The following is a 10,865-nucleotide window of genomic DNA, read 5'->3' on the forward strand; positions in this document are numbered from 1 at the left end:
AGAAGAATTCCTTTATGGATATTTCCATTTATAAGATTGGCAATTATATCATTGCTATTACACTTGTACAAACAGATTCCAACTTTGTTTTTCAATATGCTATTATTAGTTAATTCATTTTTGTTTGAAAAACCTCCTTGGATACCAATTTTATTGTCTGAGATTTTATTAACTTTTAATTTATTGGATTGCGAAGAATGAATGTAAATACCATATTCATTATTAAAAAATTTGTTATTTTTTAGCAAATTGTTGTTTGAGTGATCTACCAGTATTCCATTATTACTATGATTTTGAATATTATTGGTAATTATATTGTTGTTTATAGACCTTTGTAAAAAAATACCATATCTGCTATTTGAACTTACAATATTGTTTATTACTCTATTATTTTCTGATTTTTTCAAATAAATACCATGGTTTTTGTTGGATTTCATAGTATTATTGACTAAGGTATTCCATTCTGATTTGAAAAAAGATACTCCATTGAAGTTTTTTGAAAAAATACTGTTACTGATATTACATTTTTCTACTTTATTAATATATACTCCTGATTGGTTCGTGTTTTTAACACCCATTATCTTAAATCCACTTATATTCACTTTGTCAGAATTAACCTGAATAACATTTTTTTCTGGTGTTTTGGATTGAATTACTGTATTTTCTGGGTTCTTGGATTTAGATTCTATGGATATCTCTTTATCAATAACTATATTTTCTACATATTTACCAGGATAAACAACAATATTATCCCCTGAATTAGCATCATCGACAGCTTTTTTTATGGAAGTATAGTTATTTCCTGTTTTGTCATCTACTATAATTGTATCAGCTGTTACAGAACCAGTTGAAATTAATACAAAAAGTAAAACAAAGTAAGCAAAATGTTTCATTTTCATGTTTTTCAGCCTCTCATTACATTTTCGAACTACTTAATTCTTTGAAAAAATGCAATAAAAAAGCAGTTAAGGATTTACCCATGTCGCCATTGCTCCTCCCCAATTTCCAAAGGCGATATGATGTGTATTTTCGTCCCATGTATCGTGTATGAAAATATAATCTTCTGTATTATCTGAATAACCAACACATGTAACGCTATGTTCACCATAAGATTGGGAATGACCACTACCTGTTCCACCGCTCAACATATTAATTACAAATGGTTCATCCGAGTTTACATTATTTATGATTTCATTCCATGATACATAATAATCGTTATTTGCATCAAAATTATTATAACCATGATTATCGCAAACTTCTTCGATTCCGTTGTCTATTTCAGTTGGCCAAGTTGTGCCTTCAGGCCAATTTGATGTACCCATAGTATTAGCTAATTCTTCTATCAAAGTTATTTCCTCAGGAAAACCAGGATAACCATTATTTTTCCAATACCCTAAAACCATTGCAGATGCTGTAGGTGAACAACCTTTATACCATTCGTATGCAGGTACTCCATCAATCCACCCTAGCTCACTAGATGATACTTTAGCTTTTGGTAAGCTTAATCCAGTACTCATTCTTTTCTCAATGGATTTCCACTGTCTGTGAGCTTCTTCTTTTTTCATTTTTTGCTGTCCTGAAGAATTAATTTCTTTAATAGGTTTTTTAACCTTTGATTTATTAGATTTAACAATCGCTGGTGTTGTCAAGTCTACCGTTACATTACTGACAACTTTGCCCTGTTTATTTTTTAAGGGATATTGAGCATAATAAAATGTTGCTCCTAAATAAAGTGGTTTTGCTTTTCCAATAGTTAGGTTATCTTTGTTAACATGCTCTTTTAATAAAGATTCAGTTTTGTTTTTAATTTTTGGAATAGTACTGGGTATTTTACCTTTTGAAAATTCAAGGACAGGATAGTTGTCTTTTGTTGCTGAAATTAGGATATACCCTGAGTATTCCCCGTTTACGGTGACATTAAATGCATAAGCAGATTTTTCACCTTTTAGGTTATAAAATATCTTTGATTTCTTTACGGTTGCATCATTCCAGTCTTGGAAATTTTCAACTTTTTCGGTCACATTTGGTACATATTGTACATAATAAGAAGCGACTGACCTAGCTTTTTCTAAACTAACGTTGTCCGTATTGTTAGAATATTGTGTTTCATTGGATATATTGTTTTGTCCACTTGCAGCTGGTACAAATGCCATACTTATCAGTACCATTACCATTAACAATGTACTCAACTTCGCTTTCATATTTTCCCCCTTTAATACGGCTTTTGTTGAACATCTTTATTTGATGCTCACATACCAGTCTAATGCATTCACATTATAAAAAAATTATAACCAAACCGTCAAACTGTCCTTTTGTTAAATTTAGAAATATAATTTAACAGAGTAAGATGAAACCAAAAATCTGTTCTGTATGTATTTTTATCCTTAATCATTAAATAATTGTTTTCAAGTTAGATTAAAAAATATCGTTTAGCCGGTAGCCTAGTTCCTTACCGTTTCTGACCATAAAGTCATCTATCCGACTATAAATTAAGGGGGTTTATGGTCAAAGCCCATAAAACCATAAACTTTATATCTTAAAAACACAAGTTGGTTATGCAGTAAACAGGCGTTGATGGTCTAGTGGCTATGACTGGGGCCTTCCAAGCCCCCAACCCGGGTTCAAATCCCGGTCAACGCATACTATTTCTGGTTAAATTACAATTATCATATCTACATATCCCTATATTATAATAGATAAGAAAAAAGTTTATCTCTTTTGTATGCAATATAGAGTTACAGGGGTGAGATTTTGCTATCAAAAATACCAATTGATCTCAATAAAGTACAGCTGGAAAACAAAGATAAGGAAATACTCAGAGCAGCGATAATTGCCGAACTGGATGCCATAAACCTTTATGAAGAAATGGCAGACCTTACAGATAATGATGAAATCAAATCTGTACTTCTTGATGTTGCTAAGGAAGAAAAAACCCATGTTGGTGAATTCCAGACAATGCTTTTAAAGTTTGATTCACAGCAGGTTGACGAATTGGAAGCCGGTAAAGAAGAAGTTGAAGAAGAATTGTCGAAGTAATGGCATTAACACTTCACAATTCACTTTTTTAATAAATACACTTTTTATTCATATTTTAAACATATAGTAAACCGTTTCGATGTAATAATTTTTATCAGGCGTTAACATAATGGTCGAACTATGTTAAAAGCGATAATTTTTGATTTTGATGGTGTACTTGCTGATTCCATGCCATATCATGCACAGGCATGGAAAATAGCATTTGAAAAAGCAGGGGTTGAAATAAACAAAGATGATATATATGAAATAGAAGGGTCGAACCATGTAGGGATAATCCAAATAATGTTTCAAAAAATGGGAAAATCCCCACAACCCCATCAGTTCGATGAAATCGCACAGGAAAAAAGGAAAATATTTTCACAAATCGCCAACCTGAAAAATTTTGAAGATATGGATAAATGCCTATCCCAGCTTAAAAATAAATTTAAACTCGCGGTAGTATCAGGAGCCGATAGGAACGCTGTTTTTAATATGGTAGGTCGGTTCTATCCAGATATATTTGATGTCATAGTAACAGGAGAAGATGTTGATGATGGCAAACCTTCTCCCGAACCTTACCTGAAAGCATTGGGAATGCTTAATGTAGAAAAGGATGAATGTATCGTTGTGGAAAATGCTCCATTGGGAGTTAATTCCGCGAAGAATGCAGGATTGTATTGCGTAGCTGTTCCAACCTATGTTGACCCTGAAAAACTAGATAAAGCTGATGTTGTGGTTGAAGACCATAGCGGTCTCAAAAAATTCCTGCAAAAAATATATTCAGGACAGGCATAAAACCATCAACAGACTGGAAATATAAGTGCAGGTTTTTTCCTGCACTTGACCCGCTGTATTTTACACCAGCCTTATTGTTTCAAGATTTGTAAGTGCACGTGTCTCGATTTTGTTTTTCTTGTAAATGGAACTTGCAAGGTCGATACAGAACTTTTCTTCACCGTGTTCAGTATAAACACGTTCCGGACGTGGTTTCATCTTTTTAACAAAATCCATTAATTGTTTCCTATCCGAATGTCCAGAGAATCCATCTACGACTTCAACATTCATATTTACATTAATTGTCTGTGTACCACCATTAGCAGACGAGGACATCGGGATTTCTTTCCAGCCTTTCTGGATGCGGCGTCCAAGTGTTCCGTCAGCCTGGTAACCTACAAATACAAGTGTATTGTTTTCATTTGATGCAAACGCTTTGAAGTATTCAAGGATTGGGCCAGCGTTCATCATACCAGCTGTTGCAAGTATCACACATGGATGGGGTTCATCAATGATTTTCTGGCGCAGTTCATTGGAGTCCACAGGTTTAAATGAATCCGACAGGAAGGGGTTCTGTCCTTTCTGGAAAATGGATTTTCTCAATTCATTGTTGAGATATTCTGGATAGGTGGCATGAATTGCAGTTGCTTCCCATATCATTCCGTCAAGATATATTGGCACATCATCAATCAAGCCCTTTCTTATAGCATCTTCAAGTACAATCATGACTTCCTGACTTCTACCTACTGCAAATGCAGGTATCAGCACAATTCCTTCTTTTTGAAGTGTATTTATAATAACCTGCTGGAGATGTTTTTCTGCATCTTTGAGGCTTGGCTGGACAGCGTTGCTACTACCATAAGTAGATTCTGTAACAACGGTTTCAACTCTCGGGAATTTATTTACTGCCGGATCAAACAATCTGGTACTGCCGTATTTGTAATCTCCTGTGAAAACTACATTGTGAAGACCATCTCCGATATGGAAGTGTGCTATTGCAGAACCAAGAATATGTCCAGAATTGTGGAAGGTGAGTTTTATATCAGGCGCAATATCGGTTACTTCTTCAAAGTCCAGTGTAATTGTATGCTTGAGAGCTTCTCGTACCTGTGAGGATTCATAAGGCACAATACGACCCTCTTTACCCGCTACATCGATGTAATCAAGCTGCAATAGTGCTGAAAGGTCTCGCGTAGGCAGAGTACAATATACCGGCCCTTGATAGCCATATTTGTACAAAAGCGGTATAAATCCAGAATGATCAAGGTGGGCATGTGTCAGTATAACAGCATCCAACTGACTGAGTGGATAAGCTTCGGGAACATAAAGGTAAGGTGTCATATTCTCATCAGAACCAATATTGACTCCACAATCAATCATTACTCTTGATTCAGGTGTAGAAAGGATAAAACAGCTTCTTCCTACTTCTTTACAGCCTCCAAGAGACGTAATCCTGACCCACTGGTCTTTTGTAGTAGTTTCCCTGTGAATTTGGCGTCCAACTGATTTTAAAATATCTTTTCTTTCTTTATGGTTGTTACGCATGAATTCACGGATATTTTTAACAGTCCGTGATTTAATTGGAGGAGCACGTACCACTTTGGGTGTCCAGCCTATTTCTTTTGTAATTTCCCTTAGGGTATCTCCCTGTTTACCGATTACCAATCCTGGCTTTTCGGCTTCTATTATTACTTCCCCCACATCAGGGTCAAAATGATAATTGGATATTGCCGCTTCTTCCGGGACAATATTTCCTATCTTATCCATTGATTCTTCAGGCGGAACAAGAACTTTTGGATCAGGCCTTACAACAATACGTGTTCTAAGGTCTTTTGCAAGGGTTCGTATGATATTACCATTGTCTGCAAACTTACGCGGTTCTTCGGTATAAACTACAAGTTGAGGACCTTCAAATTCAACAGTTGATATAGTAGTATCATTTGGCAACTTGCTTTCTATTTTCTTTTTTAAGTCCAGTAACATCTCTTCTATATCCATAGAAACAGCCTTCCTGTAAAAAATTGAGTAGAAAATATTAAAATTTCTACGGGTTAAATATTAAATTTAAATTTGGATATCAAAAATGTAAAAAACAAACAGAAGTTTTTGGTTTTAATACTTCTAATTAGTTAAGAGCAGCACGTTTATTATTGACCTCCTCTTCATCAAGCTGTTTATAACCGTCTTTAGTTATAACAACGACATCTATGCCATCACCTGATGCTGAATCCCGTTTCATGGCATTATGAAGGGCTCTGATTGCAAGTTCTGCACCTTCATCAGAAGTCATATCTTTATGATAACGGTCTTCGAGCAGACCATAGGTTATCGGAGATCCTGAACCAGTCGCAACGATATTTGTTTCTTCTATCCTCCCTCCCAGAGGGTCGAGTGAATACATGTTGGGTCCAGTTTTATCAACACCACCTACAATAAGCTGCACCATAAGTGGGAAATAACGCTGACCGCTTAACAGGTTGGATAAAAGTGTAGTAATTCCTTTTATAGTTATTGGTTCATTACGTCTCATCTTAAAGAGTTTGGATTCGACGCTTATGATGCGAACAATTTGCTGTGCATCCCCTACTGAACCCGCTGTTGTCATTCCTATCCTATCATCAATCTGATAGATTTTCTTTGCGGTTTTACTTGCAATGAAATTGCCCATTGTTGCTCTTCTTTCTGTTGCAAGAACTACCGCATCACTGCAGGCTATTCCAACAGTGGTTGTTCCTTTTAAATGTTGGTTATCACTACTCATTAGTATACCTCATAGTTTAAAAAAATGAAAAATTATGTTCTGAGGAGTATGTTTTTGGATTCTGATAAATCATTGGTAATTTTTCTATATAAGTTTTTCTGCACGAATAAACTTTCATTCAATAAACACCTATTTCATATGCAAGTTGTTTTACACGTTCTATAACACTTTCATCCAAATTTTTATCACTCATTTGTGATATATATTCATCCAGAGACCGTCTTTTTGTACCCTCTACAAGGTTATCAGCATGTGCTATTATTTTTTCCTCGATTGTAAAGGGAATGTAGTCATCATCCGGAAATCCCAGATTTTCTGCCTCTTTCGGAGTAAGACCTGCACCTATATGAGTTTTTATAATTCGCACAATTCTTGGGTCAAGACCAAGTGATTTTGCTATTTTTGCACCTTCCACTATGTGTTTAACCCCATGTGTACGTGAGCGCCCGATGTCATGGAGTAAACCACCGATTTCAACAAGTTCCATATCCACTGATTTACCGGTTTTTTTTAATTCCTTTGCAACCTCAACTGCAAACGATGAGACCGCCTTACAATGTTCAACAACATGCGGTTCACATCCCGTTTCCGACAGCAGATTTAAGGCTTTTGTTCGTGATAGCATGGTACTTATCCGCATTTTTTTAGTTTATTAAGTCTTGACCTGATATTTTCTATGGTTTTGGAATTATCCTGTGCTACAAGGTCTTCTCCACATAGTGGGCATAGAAAATGGTAATTTGTAGCTTCACTGAAAAGGAGACGTAAACACCCTTCAGGGCATTCAAAAAATACATTCCCCTCTTCAAATTCAAGACGCTGTTCAAGGTTTTGAATTAATTTCTTTCGCTCTTTTTCCAGCCGGTTTTCTATCCCGGATAAATCAAGACGCCAGAGATAAGTCAACCATCCACTGCTGGTATCACGTTCTCTCCTGCAAACCACTAGTTTATATTCATTCAGAATAAAAAGTGTACGCCTAACGATATTTAAAAGAACTCCTGTTTCTTCTGCAATCTTTTCATCGGTAACCTCTCCTTCAGGCATATTCTCAATCATTTTTAAGCCTTCGTCACCAACCAGCTGTTTCAGGTAACCTCGAATAACCGGGTCGTTTAAGTCTACCAAAAATCTTCACCTCAACAATAGCAATTAATATGAAATAAGTTAGGATTTTAATTTTGTGTTTAAGTTTGGTAAGGTTTTGTTTTCCTCTTTACCTTTACCATTTGTAAGACAGCGGATTTTTTCCGCGCTTGTTCTTAATTTTTCCATTACATCCCTTCTACTATGTCCTTTATGCACCACCGAAGTCAGTGGCTCATCTATACCTATATAATGTCCTACATCAGGAATATCTACAGTATTCTGGCCAATCAAACCATTTAAAATTTGTTTATTTATAAGCACATCGTTTTGCGAATAGACAACAGCTCTTGCTGCAAACTGTTTGACATCTGTTATTTCTGGAAAAATTCCAGAAAAGGATTTTACATGTGCATCAAACAGATTCATATCGGTAGCAAGCTCAACAGAATCCAGACTTCCCTGTAGCCTTGGGTTTATTTCCAATACAACTGGACCATTTTCAGTTATAATAAAATCAACGCCATTTGAACCTTTAAGGTCGTATTCAAGCATCAGTTGTTTTGAGATTTTATACATTTCGTCCTGATACAACGTTTCAAATGGTGTTATATTACCACAATAAGCAAACTCCGTATCTGTAAGCCAAGGTTCGCCTATTAACTGTTCATTTATAGCTATTGCATACGCACTATCTCCCGTGGAAACAACCGATACACTTGCAGGAATTCCTTCCTCAAATTTCTGGATTATCAAATCATCTAATGTCCATAAGGGATATGTTTTCAATAAATCATCAATTACCGATTCAAGTTCATCAAAAGATTCGACCTTTCTGTTGAACACCCCTCCACCAGCACATTTTGGTTTAACTATAACTGGATAATCATCAATATATTTTATTTCATTAGCCGAATAGGTAACAGGATGTGGAATATCCATTGATTCAAGTTTCCTGGCAAACCTGTACTTATCTGTAACGTCATCCATAATCTCTTGACTGTTGTTCAAAACTTTGGATGGTAATTGCTCCTGATTTATATATTCAAAACCTGAATCAAGGACAATAGCATCAAAATCGATTTCAAATTCTGATATCCATTCAACTATTTTTTTACAAGATATGCTTTTTATATCTTCTACATCATTGGATGGTATCTTTTTTGTTGAAACTGCAGATTCTTTAAGGTCAAAATCACAGAATACATCGATTGAATATACATTATACCCTGATTTATTTGCAGAGCATACTATATTCCGGGTATCGTATCCAATTATCAGAATGTTTTGTATATGATTAATATTCTGCTACTCCTCTTGATTTTGCTTGGTAATATTAATCAGACAGAACAAATAAACCGTCTTCTGTTTTTATTACAGGTATTTCGCTTTTATTGCCACTTTCAAAATTTACTGGTTTTTTAAGGGTTAACGTCTTATAAGTTTCAGGGTCAAGCACCATGATTTCGTTATCACCTTCTGATACAAGTACAGCTGTTATTGCATCATCCCTGCTTGCCACATGTACTGCTTTACTCATTTTATCCTGACATTCCACAAAACGTGTTCCGTTAGACAAATCATTACCAGAAACCCGGTTTCCTGAATTTTTGATTTCGATTACACGATCTTTGTATTCTATTATGTCTCCTGCCTTGAATTCAGGCAGACGCATGGAAAAAGTAACCCTGTATATTTCTTTGCCATCTTTTTGCCCAAATAACGTCGGAGATTCGGAGAATTTCCCACCAAGTTCAGATTCTATCTGCTTACATATTTGACGAGAAGTATTTGATGAGCCAATATAAAGATCAATTCCATGTTTTGATTCTACTGATTTACTTATAAAGGCAAACCTTTCACCTTTCTTATACATACGGTCTATTACATCATTTGCTATCCTTATGCAATTCTCTACCTCATTTTTATCAGGCACCCTGTTTGTACCTCTAATTTGTACTATGCCTTCAAAATAGCCCCCTGCTATTCGGCTGCATCTGTCACAGGATTCACGCCCTATACGCACTTCTGTTTCAACTTCTTGGTTGACAGGTACACCTTCCACACGTGCATCTACAATAACACGTACACGATACATATAAGATGTCAATTGCTGGGGTTCAAAATATATCTCAAGGTCACTGGCGTATTCATGAACCATTAATTCATCTTCAACCATTCTGACTACCATATCTCCGGTACTATCCACATCATCCCATACTCCATGATAATAAACCGAACCACATCTGGAACAAAATTTAACATGAATTACATGCGGAAGTCTGGCCAGTTGAAATTGTTCAAAAAAACAGTTTTTACAAACGTTTTCGTACAGCACATCAGTTTCATTTCCGCATTTGGGACATAAAATGAGACTCATCACTAAAAAATATGTAGTTGATTATATATAAATTTCACCCGGTGAATAATTACCAGAGTTGCCATTTATCATTTTTTACTTCTCCACCTTCAAGTATGTCCTCTTCAAATATTTCATTTTCTAAATCTTCAATACCCAGCACTCTTCGAAGCTGATATAAACAGTTCGCACAGATTAACCTTTTGCCTACAAGTTTACCTTCACAAATATTCTGACTTTCCTGGATATTCCCACCTACAGCTTCCGGGTCGTAACAATTAACTCCACAAAACATGCATTCCGGACTCATAATAATAAAACCCGACATCCCTGTATTTGTAAAGTAATTAAGGGTTGTTAAAATTTAAATCTTCTGCTAAATATCATATTATAACGATAGTTAATTTATCAAGTGAATTACTCCTCCCTTTTGGGAGGACCTTCCTGTTTCATAGTTTGTTCTAACGAACACAACTCCACAGGCTCTACCCCCTCATCCCGAAGGTGAAATTAAATTCTGTCTATCCAGTGCGAATTTTTTAATGTTGACTGATGCGTTGATGTTTCTATCATGTGTCGTTTTGCAGTCAGGACATTCCCATTCTCTATCTTTTAATTCCAAATCCTTATTATAATATCCGCATACATGACAGATTTTGCTTGATGGCTCGAATCGTCCTTTATATGTTATGTTAACTGTAATTCAAGTGTGTATATCGCGTTCATCTCCCAGCTTCGCAGGGAGCCTTCTACGATAGTTAGGGTGAACTACCGCTGAGCTAAAGACTCAGCGGCTTCGGAAGAAGTCTACCTTGAAAGTCTTATTCTTCCAGGGGAGTTCACATCCCCACTATCGGTTATCCCTGAAAG

The 10,865-nt window shown here is 35.8% G+C and carries 11 protein-coding genes, 1 tRNA gene and 1 pseudogene; 3 read left to right on the top strand and 10 right to left on the bottom strand.

Annotation, left to right across the window (positions count from 1 at the left end):
- The coding region (locus QZ276_RS03790) for a nitrous oxide reductase family maturation protein NosD (RefSeq protein ID WP_292485431.1) at positions 1 to 899 on the bottom strand (899 nt) is incomplete at its 3' end.
- A gap of 66 nt (positions 900 to 965) precedes the next feature.
- Positions 966 to 2,201 carry a C39 family peptidase gene (locus QZ276_RS03795; protein WP_292485433.1) on the bottom strand — a complete coding sequence of 412 codons (1,236 nt, stop codon included), beginning with the start codon at positions 2,199 to 2,201 and terminating at the stop codon, positions 966 to 968.
- Between the two features lie 367 nt (positions 2,202 to 2,568).
- Between QZ276_RS03795 and QZ276_RS03800 the strand changes: the two genes are divergently transcribed.
- From QZ276_RS03800 to QZ276_RS03810, 3 genes are all read left to right on the top strand, one after another.
- Positions 2,569 to 2,640 (top strand) — tRNA-Gly (locus QZ276_RS03800).
- A 111-nt stretch (positions 2,641 to 2,751) separates the two neighbouring features.
- The gene (locus QZ276_RS03805; RefSeq protein WP_292485435.1) at positions 2,752 to 3,036 is read left to right on the top strand and encodes a ferritin family protein; all 285 of its coding nucleotides are present in this window, start codon (positions 2,752 to 2,754) and stop codon (positions 3,034 to 3,036) included.
- A 120-nt stretch (positions 3,037 to 3,156) separates the two neighbouring features.
- Positions 3,157 to 3,810 carry an HAD family phosphatase gene (locus QZ276_RS03810; protein WP_292485437.1) on the top strand — a complete coding sequence of 218 codons (654 nt, stop codon included), beginning with the start codon at positions 3,157 to 3,159 and terminating at the stop codon, positions 3,808 to 3,810.
- A gap of 60 nt (positions 3,811 to 3,870) precedes the next feature.
- On the opposite strand, the gene QZ276_RS03815 is transcribed toward QZ276_RS03810, so the two are convergent.
- The 8 genes and pseudogenes from QZ276_RS03815 to QZ276_RS03850 all read right to left on the bottom strand — a co-directional run.
- Positions 3,871 to 5,787: a beta-CASP ribonuclease aCPSF1 gene (locus QZ276_RS03815; RefSeq protein ID WP_292485439.1), complete on the bottom strand. Its 1,917-nt coding sequence runs from the start codon at positions 5,785 to 5,787 to the stop codon at positions 3,871 to 3,873.
- 127 nt (positions 5,788 to 5,914) lie between these two features.
- Positions 5,915 to 6,550 carry an archaeal proteasome endopeptidase complex subunit beta gene (gene psmB / locus QZ276_RS03820; protein ID WP_013193900.1) on the bottom strand — a complete coding sequence of 212 codons (636 nt, stop codon included), beginning with the start codon at positions 6,548 to 6,550 and terminating at the stop codon, positions 5,915 to 5,917.
- Positions 6,551 to 6,668: 118 nt separating this feature from the next.
- Complete coding sequence (locus QZ276_RS03825; RefSeq protein ID WP_292485445.1) at positions 6,669 to 7,175, bottom strand: TIGR00295 family protein; 507 nt, start codon at positions 7,173 to 7,175, stop codon at positions 6,669 to 6,671.
- A gap of 5 nt (positions 7,176 to 7,180) precedes the next feature.
- Positions 7,181 to 7,678: a transcription factor gene (locus QZ276_RS03830; RefSeq protein ID WP_292485447.1), complete on the bottom strand. Its 498-nt coding sequence runs from the start codon at positions 7,676 to 7,678 to the stop codon at positions 7,181 to 7,183.
- 39 nt (positions 7,679 to 7,717) lie between these two features.
- Positions 7,718 to 8,626, bottom strand: a complete 909-nt coding sequence (locus QZ276_RS03835; RefSeq protein WP_292485449.1) for an ATP-grasp domain-containing protein — start codon at positions 8,624 to 8,626, stop codon at positions 7,718 to 7,720.
- Between the two features lie 346 nt (positions 8,627 to 8,972).
- The gene (locus QZ276_RS03840; RefSeq protein WP_292485451.1) at positions 8,973 to 10,016 is read right to left on the bottom strand and encodes a 60S ribosomal export protein NMD3; all 1,044 of its coding nucleotides are present in this window, start codon (positions 10,014 to 10,016) and stop codon (positions 8,973 to 8,975) included.
- A gap of 49 nt (positions 10,017 to 10,065) precedes the next feature.
- Entirely contained in the window at positions 10,066 to 10,305 is a 240-nt protein-coding gene (locus QZ276_RS03845; RefSeq protein WP_292485453.1) for a hypothetical protein, read from the bottom strand.
- Positions 10,306 to 10,488: 183 nt separating this feature from the next.
- Positions 10,489 to 10,674, bottom strand: a pseudogene (locus QZ276_RS03850) (zinc ribbon domain-containing protein); the annotation flags it as partial.
- Positions 10,675 to 10,865: the final 191 nt, after the last annotated feature.

Source organism: Methanohalobium sp. (assembly GCF_018609725.1).
GTDB lineage: Archaea > Halobacteriota > Methanosarcinia > Methanosarcinales > Methanosarcinaceae > Methanohalobium.

Coding starts and splice junctions, on each gene's coding strand:
- QZ276_RS03825 (WP_292485445.1), bottom strand. CDS start 7,175: ATGCTATCACGAACAAAAGCCTTAAATCTGCTGTCGGAAACGGGATGT.
- QZ276_RS03815 (WP_292485439.1), bottom strand. CDS start 5,787: ATGGATATAGAAGAGATGTTACTGGACTTAAAAAAGAAAATAGAAAGC.
- QZ276_RS03840 (WP_292485451.1), bottom strand. CDS start 10,016: ATGAGTCTCATTTTATGTCCCAAATGCGGAAATGAAACTGATGTGCTG.
- QZ276_RS03795 (WP_292485433.1), bottom strand. CDS start 2,201: ATGAAAGCGAAGTTGAGTACATTGTTAATGGTAATGGTACTGATAAGT.
- QZ276_RS03810 (WP_292485437.1), top strand. CDS start 3,157: ATGTTAAAAGCGATAATTTTTGATTTTGATGGTGTACTTGCTGATTCC.
- QZ276_RS03845 (WP_292485453.1), bottom strand. CDS start 10,305: ATGAGTCCGGAATGCATGTTTTGTGGAGTTAATTGTTACGACCCGGAA.
- QZ276_RS03835 (WP_292485449.1), bottom strand. CDS start 8,626: ATGGATGACGTTACAGATAAGTACAGGTTTGCCAGGAAACTTGAATCA.
- psmB (WP_013193900.1), bottom strand. CDS start 6,550: ATGAGTAGTGATAACCAACATTTAAAAGGAACAACCACTGTTGGAATA.